Source organism: Lonsdalea quercina subsp. quercina, assembly GCF_000688695.1.
GTDB classification, from domain to species: domain Bacteria; phylum Pseudomonadota; class Gammaproteobacteria; order Enterobacterales; family Enterobacteriaceae; genus Lonsdalea; species Lonsdalea quercina_D.
Window position 1 is genome coordinate 18,849 of sequence record NZ_JIBQ01000021.1, and the last position, 16,009, is coordinate 34,857.

Below are 16,009 nucleotides of genomic sequence, written 5' to 3' on the forward strand. Positions count from 1 at the left end.
CCTAGCCTGAAGCCAAGATTGAAGACCAGAGTCATCACACAACGGGGCCCTCACTATGATGAAACTGATACCCTCCTCCACCGCATTGGTACTGATCGATCTCCAGGAAGGCATTCTTCCTTTCGCCGGCGGTCCTTATGCCGCCCAAGACGTGGTAAGCCGTGCAGATAAGCTGGCGACAATCTGCCGCCAGAACGGCGCGGCGGTCATCCTTGTGCGCGTCGGCTGGTCCGCAGACTTTGGCGACGCTCCGCGGCAAACGGTCGACCAACCCAATGCAGCCGCAGCCCTGCCGGAGAATTGGCTGACGTTTGCGTCGGGGCTCAACCTCAGCGACAGCGATATCCGCATCATCAAACACCAGTGGGGCGCGTTTTATGGTACGGATCTCGATTTGCAACTCCGTCGCCGCGGCATCGACACCCTTATTTTGGGCGGCATCTCCACTAACATCGGCGTAGAATCCACCGCGCGCAACGCCTGGGAGCACGGCTATAACCTGGTGGTAGCCGAAGATCTCTGCAGTGCCGGCAGCGCGGAACAGCATCAGAGTAGTATGACGCATATATTCCCGCGTATCGCACGGGTACGGAACAGCGCCGAGATCGCGCAGGCGTTAACCACGGACACGGAATAGAAGGCATAACGCAAAATTATGTATATCGGATTGCCGCAGTGGCAGCACGCGGCCTGGGGAAAGCTGGGATTACGCGACCTGGCGGACTACGCCAAACATTTTAACTGTGTGGAAGGCAATACCACGTTTTACGCGCTGCCGTCCGCGGAAGTGGTTTTACGCTGGCGGGATATGACGCACGATGATTTCCGTTTCTGCTTCAAATTCCCTTCGACCATCAGCCATCAGGCGGCGCTGCGGGATTGCCAGCCGGAAGTGACTCAGTTCTTTCGCTGTATGGCGCCGCTCGCGAATCGAATGGGACAATTGTGGCTGCAGTTGCCTGCTGCGTTCAGTCCCGGACAACTGCCGGACCTGTGGCAGTTTCTGGATGCGCTGCCGTCGGGCTGTACCTACGGTGTCGAGGTTCGTCACCCGCAGTTTTTCGCCAAAGGCGAGGATGAGCGCCGGCTCAATCAGGGACTGCATCAGCGTGGCGTCAACCGCGTCATTATGGACAGCAGGCCGGTCCATAGCGCAATAGCCGACAGTGAAGCGATGCGAGAAGCCCAGCGAAAAAAACCGCGCGTTCCCGTCCACGCTGTAGTGACCGCCTCACAGCCGCTGGTTCGATTCATCGGCAACGACAGTCAGGAGGACAACCAGCGCTGGTTCGCGCCTTGGCTCGAGAAACTGGCTCACTGGCAGACCGCGCACTCGCCCTACCTATTTATTCACACGCCGGATATCGGTTTCGCGCCGGAGCTGGCACGCCAGCTCTGGCCCAAACTGAGCGCCGTACTGTCGGATATGCCGCCGCGGCCGCATTGGCCAGAGCAGTCAACGCTGTTTTAGCCGACTCTGACAAGGCATTTGTTAGTTCTTTTTCTTATACTCAATTCGTTCTGGTAGAAAATTTCAGATAAAAAACCGTGCCGTTTCAGGCGACAGTCGGGCAAAAGAGAGGCTATTATTCTGCCAGCCGCTTTGGACAGGCAATGGAGTAGAAAATGGTAAGCACGCTATACGTGGTGCTCGGTGCATTGTTGTTAATCAAGCTTTCCTTTGACGTCGTGAAACTCAGGATGCAGTACCGTGTTGCCTACGGCGACGGCGGTTTTTACGAGCTGCAAACCGCAATTCGGGTTCACGGCAACGCGGTCGAATATATTCCTATCGGCGCTATCATGTTGGTATTGATGGAAATGAACGGCGCATTAATCGGCATGATCCATCTCTGCGGCATCCTGCTGATTCTCGGTCGTCTGTTTCATTACTATGGCTTACGGCAGCGCGAATTCCGCTGGCGCCGCTATGGCATGATGTCGACCTACCTTTCTCTGACATTGATGGTTTTGGCGAACCTGTATTATCTTCCCTGGGAACTGATCTTGACCCTGCGATAATGCTTATTTCACGGTAAGACGGGACACCCCGCGCTTACCGTATTACCTTGACGCTCTCTCTTTGCGCCACGTTTCTGATAGAATGCGCCCCAATTTCTTGTTCACATGTGTTTTTCCGCTATGACCAACCGCGATATGCTTTTTTCCGCTCCCATTGCCAATCTGGGAGACTGGACTTTTGACGAACGCGTGGCCGAGGTCTTCCCCGACATGATCCAGCGCTCGGTGCCCGGCTACTCCAATATTATTTCGATGATCGGAATGCTGGCCGAGCGCTTTGTCCAGCCGAATTCGCACATTTACGATCTGGGCTGCTCACTGGGCGCGGCCACGCTTTCCATGCGTCGCCATATTCAGGTGCCGGGCTGCCAGATTATCGCCGTCGATAACTCTCCCGCAATGGTTGAACGCTGCCGCCGGCATATTGACGCCTTCCGCGCCGACACGCCTGTCGACGTACGCGAAGCCGACGTGCTGGCGACGCCGATCGAAAATGCTTCGCTGGTCGTGCTGAACTTCACCCTGCAGTTTGTGGCGCCGGATCAGCGACAAACCCTGCTGACGCGGATTTATGAAGGGCTGCGCCCCGGCGGCGCGCTGGTCTTATCGGAAAAATTTAGCTTTGACGATGACACCATCGGCGACCTGCTCTTCAACATGCATCATGATTTCAAACGCGCGAACGGCTACAGCGAACTGGAGGTCAGCCAAAAACGCAGCATGCTGGAAAATGTCATGCTGACGGACAGTGTGAACACGCATAAAGCGCGTCTGGCGCAGGCCGGTTTCGAACACAGCGACGTCTGGTTCCAGTGCTTCAACTTCGGCTCCCTGCTGGCAATCAAGGGAGAGTGCGCACAATGATCGACTTCGGACGCTTTTATCAGCAGATCGCCATCGGGCCGCTCAGTCATTGGCTGAACACATTGCCAGCGCAAATTACCCAGTGGCAACAGGAATCGCTGCACGGCCGCTTTAAACAGTGGTTCAATACGCTGGAACACTTGCCCGAACTGACGCCGACGACGCTCGACTTGCAAAACGGCGTCGCGGCCACGATGACACCCGACATTCACGATGGTCAGCGCGCTGGCATTGAGCAGCTTCTGCGTAATTTAATGCCGTGGCGCAAGGGCCCCTTCTCGCTCTACGGGGTCACCATCGACACTGAGTGGCGTTCGGACTGGAAGTGGGATCGCGTGCTACCGCATATTTCGCCCTTGCAAGACCGGCATATTCTCGATGTCGGCTGCGGCAGTGGTTACCACCTGTGGCGCATGGTCGGCGCGGGCGCTCGCCTGGCCGTCGGCATCGACCCTATGCAGCTGTTTTTATGCCAGTTTGAAGCCGTTCGCCGGCTGCTGGGCGACGACCGTCGCGCCCACGTATTGCCTTTAGGCATTGAACAGCTGCCAGCATTGGCCGCGTTCGACACCGTCTTTTCGATGGGCGTGCTCTATCACCGACGTTCTCCGTTGGATCATCTGTGGCAGTTAAAAGATCAGCTGGTCAGCGGCGGAGAACTGGTATTGGAAACGCTGGTGATTGAAGGGGATGAAAACAGCGTGCTGGTGCCAGGTGAACGCTACGGCCAGATGCGTAACGTCTATTTCCTTCCTTCACCCGCGGCGCTCACCCAGTGGCTCGAAAAATGCGGTTTTGTGGACGTCCGGATTGTCGACCTTTGCGTCACCACTACGCAGGAACAGAGGCGCACAGACTGGATGGTGAGCGAGTCGTTGGCTGACTTCCTCGACCCGACGGATAGCACCAAAACGGTAGAAGGCTACCCGGCTCCGCTCCGCGCAGTTATTGTCGCCAAAAAACCCTGATACGTTGTCGAACAGAGCCCCGGTTAAGCGCCGGGGCAAAACATCACTATGCTGAATCACTAAAAGTCAGTCCCGTATCGACAACGCCGGGGCAGTGCTTTCACCGCGATGCTCGCCTGGCCGTCAAACTGCTCACAAGACGATCGCCATCACGTCCTCTCAACCCCTCCACGCTTTTGAACGAACCCGATGCCCTCCCTACGCTATTTTTCCGAGAACACCGGTGTCCGATGAGGCCGTACCGATTAAAACAGGGTTTTGCTTTCGAGTGTTTCGACCTGCGGAAAAACGTGTTTTCTCCTCGCTTTTTACTGTCGCCCCGATAGTGATATCACCGATCATCGCGTCAGATAGCCTGACAACAGGCGAAAAAAAGCCCCGGTAACACACCGGGGCTTGGTACTCGCAAGCAAACCTGCTGAAGTATGCTGCGCGGCAAAGGTAGGCACACCGCGTCACATCACGTAACAGAAGCGGTGTGCTGATCCGAGGTCAAGGCGCTCTTCATGGCCGCCACCACGTCGCCATCAACACAGTAATGTTGGAATTCGTCGCCGTCGACATCCGCGCTCATGCTCACGCCCGCTTTGCGATAACGCATGGGCGACGGCAACCATTGGCCCGCAGAGCTGTGCAATTCTTTAATTCCGCTGGCGCGAAACTTATGCAGGTTGGTCAGACGCACGCCAGAACCCGCCATAATGATAGGACCACGGTCTAGTGCGTTAAGTTCCCGCAATAATGGCAAACCGCTTTCGGCACTCTGCTGCTGGCCGGAAGTCAACACGCGGGAAACGCCCAAATCGGCAAGCTGCATCAGCGCCTGTCGCGGGTTGAAGCACATATCGAACGCGCGGTGAAACGTCACGGCCAAACCCTCGCAATGCGTCATCACCTGCTTCATGCGCGCTAAATCGATATGCCCTTCGTCATCCAATATACCGACGACGACGCCCGGGAACCCCAGGTCGCGTATCTGATCGATATCATACAAAATCGCTGAGAACTCCGTCGCGCTGTAGCAAAAGTCGCCGCCACGAGGCCGTACCATCGGATGCACCGGGAGCGTGAGGTGCTCCCGCGCCTGACGAAGCATGCCGTATCCCGGCGTCAGTCCGCCCTCCCGCAAGCCCGCGCACAGTTCCACACGGTCAGCCCCCGCACGTTCTGCCGTCAATGCGCAATCAATGCTGTAGCAGCATACTTCCAGCTTAGGCATAGCTCCCTCCCTAAAATCGCGGCCAGGAGCAACAGCGCTCCTGAATGAATGATCCAATATACTATGGCACCGCGTTACCGTTCTTGAGGAGAGCAACATTAAAGGATATGAAGTGGCGCACAGTATAAACGTCAGCGCCCGGCGTGATCACCGTGTGGCGGGAGCGAATCCCGTTCGCTCTCGACGATGTCCTGCAAGCTGAAAGGATGAAACTTAAGGGTGACCGTACCGTTAGTCACGGCCAGCGTGGGATTAGGCAATCGCTCTTGCTCCCCCTGTGGCTGACTGAATTTGAGACGAATGCCCGGAGTGAGCAGCGCCGCATCGGGCAGACACGCCAGCGCCCGCTGATGAAGCGTGGCCGGATCCCCCGGTAGAACCACTTCCACATGCTCCCAGCCTTCATGAGGATAGCGCTTGTTTCCCGGCCACGGCAGCTCGATACACGCGATTTGCCACGGGCCGACCGTCATCGGTTGAGGAAGTAAAAACAGGCAAATAGGCCGATCGTTGATGATATTTTCAGATAACAGCGTCGCCCCATTATCCAGCAGCGCCTCGCGCCAGCGCTCCGCCGTTGCGTTTTGATGGCAACGCAGTGAGATGTGATCGGCCTTAAACTGCCCGATATCCAACGAGAGCTGCTCAGCCAGTTTGAAGATCTCTGATTCGAACCGAGACAGATCTTCCATTAATGACACGGGGAGCGGTTGCGATGTATTAGCAGCCATTTTATTTTCAAATACCTCCGTTAACTTAATTGCTTTATTAATTTACAGAGAGTTAGCATCTGCATCCAGCTTTAAACGGAATTGTCAGTCGATTGTCAATTTTCTGTATGTTTTTTTATCGTTTAAGATCATCACGCTGATTAATTTATTAACGAAACTTACCCCTTTCCATGATGCTTTTTTTGCTTGTCGCCAACGATAACCTTGACGCAAATAACAATCTTAATTCACTGTTTTTACGCATATTCCTATATATCATGGGAGTAATCTTAAATACACTTCCTCCCATTGTTAATAAACAATAAAAGGGATAATTTCGTTATTCCAAAAGATATAAAAAGGTCGTTCACCATGTTTCTACTTATTGTATCGGTTTTATTAATTGTATTAGCCGGTTATGCTATCTTTCGTCATCTCAAAAACATGAAAAACACGCGTTTGGTTACCGATAGACGAAATAAAAAACGTTAATGACTCTCTGGTTATTTATTTTTTAGATTTATCTGTATGGCTGTTTTCTTTTTATTTCCTCTGTGCTTTTTTAACCGTGATGCGTCAACATCATGAGCTCCCCGATGAGCCTGTGACACCGCCGCTCTGCTGACTCAATCTATCAAATATGGTATAAGCAGGGCTTAATTTGTAATGTAAGGTAACCCGGTGAATATTCAGGCTCTTCTTTCCGAAAAAGTCCGTCAGGCATTGGTTGCGGCGGGCGCACCCGCTGACAGCGAAGCGCAGGTTCGCCAATCGGCAAAAGCGCAATTTGGTGATTATCAGGCTAACGGCGTGATGGCCGTGGCTAAAAAATTAGGCATGCCTCCGCGTCAATTGGCGGAAAAAGTCGTCCAGCTGCTGCAGTTGGAGGGAATTGCCGCCAAAACTGAAATCGCCGGTCCCGGCTTCATCAATATCTTCCTCGATCCTCAGTGGCTGTCCGCACAGTTAGAGCGCGTGCTGACCAGCCCGAAACTGGGCGTGTCGCCGGTAGAACCCCAAACGATCGTCGTCGACTACTCCGCCCCCAACGTGGCTAAAGAGATGCACGTTGGCCACCTGCGTTCCACCATCATCGGCGACGCAGCGGTCAGAACGTTGGAATTCCTCGGTCACAACGTCATCCGCGCCAACCACGTCGGCGACTGGGGCACGCAGTTCGGCATGCTGATCGCGTATCTGGAAAAAGTTCAGAACGAAAACGCCGGTGAGCTGGAGCTGTCCGACCTGGAAGCATTCTACCGTGAAGCAAAACAGCATTACGACGCCGACGCCGCATTCGCCGAACGCGCTCGCGGTTACGTAGTGAAACTGCAGGGCGGCGACGAATATTGCCGTACCATGTGGCGCAAGCTGGTGGACATTACCATGAGCCAGAACCAGCATAACTACGATCGACTCAACGTCACGCTGACGAAAGACGACGTCATGGGCGAAAGCCTGTACAACGACATGCTGCCGGGCATTGTCGCCGATCTCAAAGCCAAGGGTCTTGCAGTCGAAAGCGAAGGCGCCACGGTCGTTTTCCTTGATGAATTTAAAAACAAGGAAGGCGAACCCATGGGCGTGATCGTCCAGAAGAAAGACGGCGGTTACCTGTACACCACCACGGACATCGCCTGCGCCAAGTATCGCTACGAAACGCTGGGCGCCGACCGCGTCCTCTACTACATCGACTCCCGTCAGCATCAGCACCTAACGCAGGCCTGGACCATCGTCCGCAAAGCGGGATACATCCCGGAAAGCATGAGTTTGGAACATCACATGTTCGGGATGATGCTGGGCAAAGACGGCAAGCCGTTCAAAACCCGCTCCGGCGGAACCATCAAGCTGGCTGATCTGCTCGATGAAGCTTACGAACGTGCGGTGAAACTGATCGCGGACAAAAACCCTGAGATGCCGCAGGATGAAGTGGCCGAGCTGGCGAACGTCGTGTCCATCGGCGCGGTGAAATACGCAGATCTCTCCAAGAGCCGTACAACTGACTACGTCTTCGACTGGGACAACATGTTGGCATTCGAAGGCAATACCGCGCCTTATATGCAATATGCCTACACCCGCGTCGCCTCTATCTTTAAACGCGCCGGTGTTGATGAAGCCAGCCTGACCCAACCCATCGTACTGACTAACGAGCGCGAACAGGCGCTAGCGACGCGTCTGTTGCAGTTCGAAGAAGTGATTACGACCGTGGCCCGCGACGGTACGCCACATGTCATGTGTGCTTATCTCTACGATCTGGCCGGCCAGTTCTCTGGCTTCTACGAGCACTGCCCGATCCTGAATGCCGAGAACGAAGCGGAACGTCAGAGCCGTCTGAAACTCGCCATGCTGACGTCGAAGACGCTGAAGCAAGGTTTGGACACGCTAGGTATCCAAACCGTCGAGAAGATGTAACGCGCTTCCCTCCTCACGCCGTCTTTCTGAAGGCGGCGTGTTTCTCCCCTATTAGCTTTCCTGCTCAATCATCCCAGCCGACGTTTTCACATGCGTATCAGTCACTATCAACCGGGTTTGCCTTGCTCTCGGCAATGCAGCTGATAACGCTTTTTCCAGAGAAGGTGTATTAAGAAAAGAGGCGTGAGTCAGACGGCTATTCATCGCAACGACCACCGCAACTGCGGCGAGCGAACTCGCCGTTAGTATTGCTGATGTGAGTGATTAGATGCTGCGGCGCGAGAAATCTTTCGGACGGAATCCCATCAGCCCCAGCGAGACGAAGTAAGCGCCGGCGCCAGCCACCACCATCGCCATCAAGCGTAAGATTCGAGCCGTCATATTGCCCTGATCCCATGGCGGCATGATCTGGTCTAGCGCCAACAGCGCCGCCGACATCACGACGACTGCCAGCAGTAGCCGCACCAGAAAACGCGTCCACCCCGGCGACGGCTGGAAAATTTGCTGCTTACGCAGTTGCCAGAACAGCAGCGCGGCGTTGAGACAAGAGGCCAGCCCTATCGACAGCGCTAATCCTGCATGCTGCAGCGGGCCGATAAACGCCAGGTTCATCAGCTGAGTCAGCGCCAGCGTCACCAAAGCGATCTTCACCGGCGTCTTGATGTCCTGTCGCGCATAGAAGCCGGGCACCAGCACTTTCACCAGAATCAGCCCCATTAGCCCGATGGAATACGCCACCAGCGCCCGCTGTGTCATCGCCGCATCGAAAGCGCTGAACTTACCGTACTGGAACAGGGATACCGTCAGCGGCTTTGCCAAGATCCCCAGCGCGACCGCGCTCGGCAACGCTAACAAGAAGCAAAGTCGCAGCCCCCAGTCCATCAAGTGGGAGTACTCTTTATGATCACCGCTGGCGGCGCTTTTTGACAGCGAAGGCAATAGAATAGTGCCCAAGGCTACGCCCAGAACGCCGGAGGGGAACTCCATCAGACGGTCTGCGTAATACATCCAGGACACCGCGCCCTGACTCAGGAAAGAAGCGAAAATCGTGTTAATGATCAACGAAATTTGGCTCACCGACACACCGAGGATTGCCGGCGCCATCAGCTTCATCACGCGGGCGACGCTCGGATCACGCCATTTGATCCGCGGCAAAACCAACATACCGATTTTTTTGAGATGCGGCAGTTGATATCCCAGTTGCAAGATGCCGCCGACCACCACAGCCCAGGCCAGCGCCAGCACCGGCGGGTGAAAATAGGGCGTGGCGAACAGGGCAAAAAAGATCATGCTGACATTGAGCAGCGTCGGTGCGAATGCGGGCACCGAAAATCGGTTCCAGGTATTGAGCACGGACCCGACCATCGAGGTCAACGAAATCAATAAGATGTAAGGGAACGTGATGCGCAGCAGCGAAGAAGTCAGTTCAAAACGCGCCGGGGTTTCGGCAAAGCCGGGCGCCGTCACCATGATCACCCAGGGCGCGGCCAGCATGCCGGCGATCGTCACCAACGTCAGCACCAGCGTCAGCATTCCGGCAATGTAAGCCAGAAACGTGCGGGTGGCCTCTTCTCCCTGCTGGCTCTTATATTCGGCCAGAATGGGAACGAAAGCCTGAGAGAACGCGCCTTCGGCGAAGATACGACGCAGCAGATTGGGAAGTTTGAAGGCGACAAAAAAGGCGTCGGTCGCCATACCTGCACCGAAAACGCGGGCGACGATGGCGTCACGCACAAAGCCCAGCAGGCGCGAAAGCATTGTCATTGAACTGACCGCAGCCAGTGATTTAAGTAAATTCATGCGAATGTTCTGAATACCGGGGAAGATAATGGCGCAAACAGCCGTCCGGCCGTACGCGCCTATTGGGTGCGCCTAGTCTACGCATTGTGCGGGCAAAAGCTACCGGTTGGTGTCCCCGCTCCGCGCGTTTAGGCCGCAGAAGTGACTGATCGGCCTGATTTTTGCGACAGTTCTGATCGCCTGGCAATCACTTACGCAGCGCCCAACGCTCGTTAGTCAGGGAGGTTAAAACGTGATCCTGCCATTCGCCGTCGATCAGCAGATAATCTCTGGCATAACCCTCTTTTTCAAATCCGAGGCGCGCCAGCAGACCGCCACTACGGTGGTTGTGCGGCATATAATTGGCCATAATCCGATGCATGCGCTGCTGAACAAACATGTAACGCAGGCTGGCTTTGAGCGCTTCAAACATCAGCCCCTGCCCCTGCCATTTTTGCCCGAGCGAATAGCCCAGATAGCAGGCGTGGAAAGAGCCGCGCAGAATATTGCTGAAGTTAGCAACGCCGCGCACCTCGGTTTCCTCCGGATCGAGCAGCAGAAAATAGAATGCGCTGCTCTGTTTGTGCATATCGGTGATCACGCTCAGACGCGCCTGCCAGCCCGAAGGGTAACAGTGGCTGGCGTCGCGCACCGGCTCCCACGGTTTTAAAAAATCGCGGTTTTCCGCGTAATACTCCGCCAGGCGCCAGGCATCACGTTCATGAGCCAGACGTACCACCAGCCGGTCCGTCGTCAAACGTACCGTGGCAGATGTGGAACGATAGCCAAACATTTCTCTTCCCTCAGGTTCGGGGTGATTAATCGATTATGTTTATGGAACTGAAAAACGTCTATTCGCCAGCAATAAGCGGATAAACATGACGTTAAGCTTACTATAAACCGCGTTGACTGCATCAACGTAACCGCTCTAACGCTGGGTTATCATGCAATTTGCATACGTCAGCGCCTGTCATTCTCACAGCATCGCACCGAGCGGCGGTTGACGATAAAAAAATATTATCTTTAAGTCACCTATCGCCATCCCACAATTGGCGAGAGAATAAACAGGTGGTGATTCCTTCTTTCCGTGACGGTACAACATGCCTTTGATGACGCAGGCGCGCAGCCTGGGTAAATATTTCATTCTGCTTGATAACATGCTGGTGATTTTAGGGTTTTTCGTCGTGTTCCCCCTGATTTCCATACGATTTGTCGACCAAATGGGCTGGGCCGCGCTGACGGTCGGCACCGCATTAGGGCTGCGCCAGCTGACTCAGCAAGGCTTAGGGATCTTCGGCGGCGCGATTGCCGACCGATTCGGCGCCAAGCCGATGATTATTACCGGCATGCTGATGCGCTCGGCCGGTTTTATCTGCATGGCGCTGGCTACGACCCCGCTGGTGCTGATGCTCTCCTGTTTTCTTTCCGGGCTCGGCGGCACGTTATTCGACCCGCCGCGCACCGCGCTGGTCATCAAGCTGACCCGTCCCAGCGAACGCGGGCGCTTCTTCTCGCTCTTGCTGATGCAGGACACGGCGGGCTCTGTCACCGGCGCGCTGCTCGGCAGTTGGTTGATGCAATACAATTTCAACGTCGTCTGCTGGGTCGGCGCCTTTATGTTTCTGCTGGCAGCGGGCGCGAATGCCTGGCTGCTGCCCGCCTATCGCATTTCCACCACGAGAACGCCCATGCGCGAGGGCATGCTGCGGGTTCTGCGCGACAGCCGTTTCGTCATCTATGTCTTGACGTTGACCGGGTATTTCATGCTGGCGGTGCAGGTATTGCTGATGATGCCGATCGTCGTCAATGAAGTCGCCGGAACGCCCGCGGCGGTGAAATGGATGTACGCCATTGAAGCTGCGCTCTCTCTGACGTTGCTCTACCCAGTCGCACGCTGGAGCGAAAAACATTTTCGGCTGGAGCAGCGTCTCATGGCCGGGCTGTTCATTATGACGCTCAGCCTGTTTCCGATGGGGATGGCGACGCACCTTAACCTGTTGTTGGTTCTGATCGGCCTGTTTTATTTCGGCTCCATTATCGCAGAGCCCGCGCGCGAAACGCTCGGTGCCTCGCTGGCGAACGCCCGCGCCCGCGGCAGCTATATGGGTTTCAGCCGTATGGGCTTGGCGTTGGGCGGCGCGCTCGGCTACAGCGGCGGCGGCTGGTTGTACGACAGCGGACGCGCGCTGGGTCAGCCAGAGCTGCCGTGGTGTATGCTCGGGATCATTGGACTGATGACGCTGGCCGCGCTCTACTGGCAATTCCATTTACGGCGTATTGAGCCTGCGATGCTGGGCGATCGTTAATCTCCCCTCCGCCTGTCTTTTGTCGGGTGCCCTCGCACCCGAATTGATCTCAAACGAAAAGCCCCCCATACTTTTTCGCTATAGATGCCTCTTTCACACCGCGTGCTCGCAGGGACGCTCTCGTGAATACGGCACCGGCATCGCATTGATCCGACTACAGAGGAAGACTGGTATGAAACTTTATATTTACGACCACTGCCCGTTCTGCGTGAAAGCTCGCATGATTTTCGGCCTGAAAGATATCCCGGTGAAACTGGAATACCTGCTTAATGATGACGAAAAAACGCCCATCTCCATGGTCGGTAAAAAGATGCTGCCTATTCTTCAAAAGGAAGATGGAAGCTTTATGCCAGAAAGCCTTGATATCGTGGAATATATCGATGCGTATGACGGCAAGCCTCTATTGACCGGCCCGACGAATCCGCAGATCGACGCCTGGCTGCGCAAAGTCTCCGATTATGTATATCGCCGTCTCGTCATGCCTCGCCTCAGCCGTGCGCCCTTCGAAGAGTTCTCCACACCTGCCGCACGCGACTACTTCATCAATAAGAAACAGGCGCAGGGCGGCGATTTTGAAGAGCTGCTGAGCCACTCCGCCGGGTTGATCAAAAACATCAGCAACGATCTCAAAGATCTTGAACCACTGATTGTTCAGGCCAACGCCTGTAACGGCGAGCTGTCCATGGATGATATTCACTTGTTCCCGCTGCTTCGCGCTCTGACCATCGTCAATGGCGTCTCCGTACCGTCGAAAGTGGCGGACTACCGGGACAACATGGCCAAACAAACCCAGATCCCGCTGCTGAGCGGCATGGCCCAATAAGTGTCGGGACCGTAGCCACATACCGGTGCCGAGGTGCCGGTGTGTGTGTGCTTCACCGTTTCAGGACTTTCCGATTGGCGCTTTGCAAGCAAAAGCGCACGCTGCCCCGCTATCAGATATCGATAGTATTAAGGGACTTAACGAGGTTATTACAATGAAGAAAACAGGATGGGCGACACTGGCATTGCTGGGCGGACTGATGCTCAGCGGCTGTAATCAGCTGACCCAGTACACCCTGAGCGAACAGGAAGTCAATCAATATTTACAGGAACATAATGACTACCAGAAACAGATTGGCGTGCCGGGTGTCGTGGATGCGCATATCGTTCTGACCGATCTCACCACACAGATCGGCCGCGAAGAGCCTGGCAAAGTGACCCTCAGCGGCAATGCCAAAGTCGATATCAGCTCACTGATTGGCGCACAGTCGGCAGACATGAAGCTGACGCTTAAGGCGCAGCCGGTCTTCGATAAAGCGCAGGGCGCCATTTATCTGAAAGAGATGACGCTGACGGATTACAGCGTGCAGCCGGAAAAGATGCAGTCGATGTTTAAAACGCTGACGCCTTATCTTAATCAATCGCTGAAAAGTTATTTCGACCAGAAGCCCGCCTACGTGTTGAATGCTGAGCACAGCACGAAAGAAGCGATGGCCAAGAAACTGGCGAAGGGAATAGAAGTCAAACCGGGTCAGTTGGTGATCCAGCTGACCGAGTAATCTCGTGGCTGGNCGGAGACGATCTCGCTCACGGTCAGCCTTATCTTTTTGAAGGGAACGTTGGCTCGCTTACTCCTCGCCCTCTTCCGTCTCCGCCAGCTCTTCGCGCATCGCTTCCAGCGCTTCACGCGTTACTATCGCCAGCGCACGGTAAAACCCCGTCGTCGCATGACTTTCGACTTTGCCCAGAAAACGGTCGCTCCACGGTAGCAGATAGATATCGAATAGCGCAGTCTGCGCCTCGGTTTCATCTTCCTGAGCCTGATCCTCCAGCCATGAAGCGGCAAGCAGCAGTCCGCCAAAGTGGTCTGACGGACCTTCGCCGAGCGGCATGCCGCGTTGCTGTAAAAATTCGCGCACAGTCGTTTCCGGTGACGCTGGCTCGTATCCGGAACGCCAGGGAGTTACCGCCGGCTCGTCTCCGGCAAACAGCCGCAGATAGTCGGCACTCACAGTATCAAGCCCTTCGGCTTTCAAGCTGGTTTGCATTCGCGTCAACAGCGCATCCTGCTCCAGCGGCCACTGCTGGGCTAGCTTGCCCTCTTTGACCAGCGTCATGAGCGGGGTCAGCAGCGGATCCTGCGGCTGACGATAAAACAGTGAGCCCAAGATACGGCACACAATCGAGAATTCATTCATGCATTAAACCTGTAGATAAAAAGTGACAACGTCACAAAGAGGCTAATTCAGGGATAGCCGGCTTACCGCGGCGTTCTAGAAAATCCAGTACCCGACGAGGGCTGACATTCAACACGCGTTCCGCCGGGAAATCAATCTCCCTTAAAATACGCTCGCAATAGGGAAATTCGCCCAACGCGAACGCCACGTGGCTATCCGACCCTAGCGCCAGATATCCGCCCGCATCGCGCACCGCTTCAGCGATGGCCCGACAGTTGGCCTCGCTTCCTTTGCGGGAGTGAATAAAGGAGGAGTTGTTCAGCTCCAACGCGACTTCATACTTAGCTGCCGCAGCGGCAACCGCCGGGATATCGATCGGGTAACGCGGATTGCCGGGATGGCTGATGATATGGACGTTGCCTTGCGCCATCGCCGCAATCATCGCAGCGGTGTGCGCCTCTTTATCCTGCGGGGGAAATACCGGTTCGTGGAAACCCGCGATGATCAGATCCAGGCTCTCCAGCATCGGTCCCGTGCAGTCGATATCACCGTTCAAATTTTTGATATTGGCCTCGATACCTCGCAGGATACCGACCCCGTCCACCATCCGGGGCCAGACGCGCATGTTGATAAAATGCCAATGATGCGGGGCATCGGCCATGTCCGGACCGTGATCCGTGATGGCGAACAGTTGGATATGCTTGCGCCGGGCTTCGGCAATGTAATCATGCAGAGTGCTATAGGCGTGAGTGCTGGCTACGGTGTGCATATGTAAATCGACGGGGTACATGGCTTCTCCTGGCGCTTATTTTACCGTACTAGCATACCATCCTTCCCTTCCCCACACAGCTCACGGGGGCAATTGTCACGTTATTTTAACAAATGCAAAACACGTGATAACGCCCGTCAGACGCCTGAATGCGCACTTCTGGCGAGTAAAACAGCAAATTGCGTTAACTTTAGCTAATCGCACCATAACGAGGCATAAGTGTGTTGACGCTGCAGGGGAATTTCCCTACAGTAGCGCCCGTTGTCTGAGAGGACAACCACCGGTGAGGTGTCCGAGAGGCTGAAGGAGCACGCCTGGAAAGTGTGTATACGTGAAAACGTATCGAGGGTTCGAATCCCTCCCTCACCGCCATATTTACAGAGAAAGCCCGAACTTACGTTTGGGCTTTTTTTTATGCAGAGATCCCCTTGAGGGAGGGTGAGAACCCTCGTCAGGGTTCGACAAAACGGCAGCGCCGTTTTGCATGGCCGTCAGGCCACCCGAAGGGCAAGNCGCGCAGCGCCGCAGTGAATCCCTCCCTCACCGCCATATTTACAGAGAAAGCCCGAACTTACGTTTGGGCTTTTTTTTATGCAGAGATCCCCTTGAGGGAGGGTGAGAACCCTCGTCAGGGTTCGACAAAACGGCAGCGCCGTTTTGCATGGCCGTCAGGCCACCCGAAGGGCAAGGCGCGCAGCGCCGCAGTGAATCCCCCCCTCACCGCCATATTTANAGAGAAAGCCCGAACTTACGTTTGGGCTTTTTTTTATGCAGAGATCCCCTTGAGGGAGGGTGAGAACC

The 16,009-nt window shown here is 55.2% G+C and carries 15 protein-coding genes, 1 tRNA gene and 2 other RNA genes; 12 read left to right on the forward strand and 6 right to left on the reverse strand.

Going from position 1 to position 16,009, the window contains the following annotated elements; translation table 11 throughout:
- The first annotated feature begins 55 nt into the window (after nucleotides 1-55).
- The 5 genes from SB13_RS16505 (at nucleotide 56) to cmoB (ending at nucleotide 3,854) form a co-directional block, all read left to right on the forward strand.
- Complete coding sequence (locus SB13_RS16505; protein ID WP_026741397.1) at nucleotides 56-637, forward strand: hydrolase; 582 nt, start codon at nucleotides 56-58, stop codon at nucleotides 635-637.
- Nucleotides 638-655: 18 nt separating this feature from the next.
- The gene (locus SB13_RS16510; RefSeq protein WP_026741398.1) at nucleotides 656-1,471 is read left to right on the forward strand and encodes a DUF72 domain-containing protein; all 816 of its coding nucleotides are present in this window, start codon (nucleotides 656-658) and stop codon (nucleotides 1,469-1,471) included.
- Between the two features lie 155 nt (nucleotides 1,472-1,626).
- Complete coding sequence (locus tag SB13_RS16515) at nucleotides 1,627-2,022, forward strand: MAPEG family protein (RefSeq protein ID WP_026741399.1); 396 nt, start codon at nucleotides 1,627-1,629, stop codon at nucleotides 2,020-2,022.
- Between the two features lie 120 nt (nucleotides 2,023-2,142).
- Nucleotides 2,143-2,886, forward strand: coding sequence for a carboxy-S-adenosyl-L-methionine synthase CmoA (cmoA, locus tag SB13_RS16520; RefSeq protein WP_026741400.1), 744 nt, complete (start codon nucleotides 2,143-2,145; stop codon nucleotides 2,884-2,886).
- On the forward strand, nucleotides 2,883-3,854 hold the full coding sequence (gene cmoB / locus SB13_RS16525) for a tRNA 5-methoxyuridine(34)/uridine 5-oxyacetic acid(34) synthase CmoB (protein ID WP_026741401.1): 972 nt from the start codon (nucleotides 2,883-2,885) through the stop codon (nucleotides 3,852-3,854). The genes cmoA and cmoB overlap by 4 nt, the downstream gene beginning before the upstream one ends.
- A gap of 460 nt (nucleotides 3,855-4,314) precedes the next feature.
- Here the strand turns inward: cmoB and cutC are convergent, their stop codons facing one another.
- Nucleotides 4,315-5,073, reverse strand: coding sequence for a copper homeostasis protein CutC (gene cutC, locus SB13_RS16530; protein ID WP_026741402.1), 759 nt, complete (start codon nucleotides 5,071-5,073; stop codon nucleotides 4,315-4,317).
- Nucleotides 5,074-5,204: 131 nt separating this feature from the next.
- Nucleotides 5,205-5,804, reverse strand: coding sequence for a VOC family protein (locus SB13_RS16535; protein WP_026741403.1), 600 nt, complete (start codon nucleotides 5,802-5,804; stop codon nucleotides 5,205-5,207).
- Between the two features lie 660 nt (nucleotides 5,805-6,464).
- Here SB13_RS16535 and argS point away from each other — a divergent pair.
- Nucleotides 6,465-8,195: an arginine--tRNA ligase gene (gene argS / locus SB13_RS16540; protein ID WP_026741404.1), complete on the forward strand. Its 1,731-nt coding sequence runs from the start codon at nucleotides 6,465-6,467 to the stop codon at nucleotides 8,193-8,195.
- Nucleotides 8,196-8,459: 264 nt separating this feature from the next.
- On the opposite strand, the gene murJ is transcribed toward argS, so the two are convergent.
- Nucleotides 8,460-9,995, reverse strand: a complete 1,536-nt coding sequence (gene murJ, locus SB13_RS16545) for a murein biosynthesis integral membrane protein MurJ (RefSeq protein WP_026741405.1) — start codon at nucleotides 9,993-9,995, stop codon at nucleotides 8,460-8,462.
- 187 nt (nucleotides 9,996-10,182) lie between these two features.
- Complete coding sequence (gene rimJ / locus SB13_RS16550) at nucleotides 10,183-10,767, reverse strand: ribosomal protein S5-alanine N-acetyltransferase (RefSeq protein WP_026741406.1); 585 nt, start codon at nucleotides 10,765-10,767, stop codon at nucleotides 10,183-10,185.
- Between the two features lie 307 nt (nucleotides 10,768-11,074).
- Between rimJ and mdtH the strand changes: the two genes are divergently transcribed.
- From mdtH to SB13_RS16565, 3 genes are all read left to right on the forward strand, one after another.
- Complete coding sequence (mdtH, locus tag SB13_RS16555; protein WP_026741407.1) at nucleotides 11,075-12,280, forward strand: multidrug efflux MFS transporter MdtH; 1,206 nt, start codon at nucleotides 11,075-11,077, stop codon at nucleotides 12,278-12,280.
- Between the two features lie 172 nt (nucleotides 12,281-12,452).
- Nucleotides 12,453-13,103: a glutaredoxin 2 gene (gene grxB, locus SB13_RS16560; protein ID WP_026741408.1), complete on the forward strand. Its 651-nt coding sequence runs from the start codon at nucleotides 12,453-12,455 to the stop codon at nucleotides 13,101-13,103.
- A gap of 154 nt (nucleotides 13,104-13,257) precedes the next feature.
- Nucleotides 13,258-13,821, forward strand: coding sequence for a lipoprotein (locus SB13_RS16565; protein ID WP_026741409.1), 564 nt, complete (start codon nucleotides 13,258-13,260; stop codon nucleotides 13,819-13,821).
- Between the two features lie 69 nt (nucleotides 13,822-13,890).
- Here the strand turns inward: SB13_RS16565 and SB13_RS16570 are convergent, their stop codons facing one another.
- Both SB13_RS16570 and SB13_RS16575 read right to left on the reverse strand, forming a co-directional pair.
- Entirely contained in the window at nucleotides 13,891-14,460 is a 570-nt protein-coding gene (locus tag SB13_RS16570) for a TorD/DmsD family molecular chaperone (RefSeq protein WP_026741410.1), read from the reverse strand.
- A gap of 31 nt (nucleotides 14,461-14,491) precedes the next feature.
- Nucleotides 14,492-15,229: a phosphatase gene (locus tag SB13_RS16575; protein WP_026741411.1), complete on the reverse strand. Its 738-nt coding sequence runs from the start codon at nucleotides 15,227-15,229 to the stop codon at nucleotides 14,492-14,494.
- Between the two features lie 261 nt (nucleotides 15,230-15,490).
- On the opposite strand from SB13_RS16575, the gene SB13_RS16580 reads away from it, so the two are divergent.
- The 3 genes from SB13_RS16580 (at nucleotide 15,491) to SB13_RS17490 (ending at nucleotide 15,934) form a co-directional block, all read left to right on the forward strand.
- Nucleotides 15,491-15,580, forward strand: a tRNA-Ser gene (locus SB13_RS16580).
- Nucleotides 15,581-15,626: 46 nt separating this feature from the next.
- Nucleotides 15,627-15,757: non-coding RNA, RtT sRNA (locus tag SB13_RS17485), on the forward strand.
- A gap of 46 nt (nucleotides 15,758-15,803) precedes the next feature.
- Nucleotides 15,804-15,934: non-coding RNA, RtT sRNA (locus SB13_RS17490), on the forward strand.
- Nucleotides 15,935-16,009 lie beyond the last annotated feature (75 nt).

Excerpts from the sequence above, each read along its gene's own strand:
- SB13_RS16505 (WP_026741397.1), top strand. The coding sequence starts at position 56 with ATGATGAAACTGATACCCTCCTCCACCGCATTGGTACTGATCGATCTC.
- SB13_RS16510 (WP_026741398.1), top strand. The coding sequence starts at position 656 with ATGTATATCGGATTGCCGCAGTGGCAGCACGCGGCCTGGGGAAAGCTG.
- SB13_RS16515 (WP_026741399.1), top strand. The coding sequence starts at position 1,627 with ATGGTAAGCACGCTATACGTGGTGCTCGGTGCATTGTTGTTAATCAAG.
- cmoA (WP_026741400.1), top strand. The coding sequence starts at position 2,143 with ATGACCAACCGCGATATGCTTTTTTCCGCTCCCATTGCCAATCTGGGA.
- cmoB (WP_026741401.1), top strand. The coding sequence starts at position 2,883 with ATGATCGACTTCGGACGCTTTTATCAGCAGATCGCCATCGGGCCGCTC.
- cutC (WP_026741402.1), bottom strand. The coding sequence starts at position 5,073 with ATGCCTAAGCTGGAAGTATGCTGCTACAGCATTGATTGCGCATTGACG.
- SB13_RS16535 (WP_026741403.1), bottom strand. The coding sequence starts at position 5,804 with ATGGCTGCTAATACATCGCAACCGCTCCCCGTGTCATTAATGGAAGAT.
- murJ (WP_026741405.1), bottom strand. The coding sequence starts at position 9,995 with ATGAATTTACTTAAATCACTGGCTGCGGTCAGTTCAATGACAATGCTT.
- rimJ (WP_026741406.1), bottom strand. The coding sequence starts at position 10,767 with ATGTTTGGCTATCGTTCCACATCTGCCACGGTACGTTTGACGACGGAC.
- mdtH (WP_026741407.1), top strand. The coding sequence starts at position 11,075 with ATGCCTTTGATGACGCAGGCGCGCAGCCTGGGTAAATATTTCATTCTG.
- grxB (WP_026741408.1), top strand. The coding sequence starts at position 12,453 with ATGAAACTTTATATTTACGACCACTGCCCGTTCTGCGTGAAAGCTCGC.
- SB13_RS16565 (WP_026741409.1), top strand. The coding sequence starts at position 13,258 with ATGAAGAAAACAGGATGGGCGACACTGGCATTGCTGGGCGGACTGATG.
- SB13_RS16570 (WP_026741410.1), bottom strand. The coding sequence starts at position 14,460 with ATGAATGAATTCTCGATTGTGTGCCGTATCTTGGGCTCACTGTTTTAT.
- SB13_RS16575 (WP_026741411.1), bottom strand. The coding sequence starts at position 15,229 with ATGTACCCCGTCGATTTACATATGCACACCGTAGCCAGCACTCACGCC.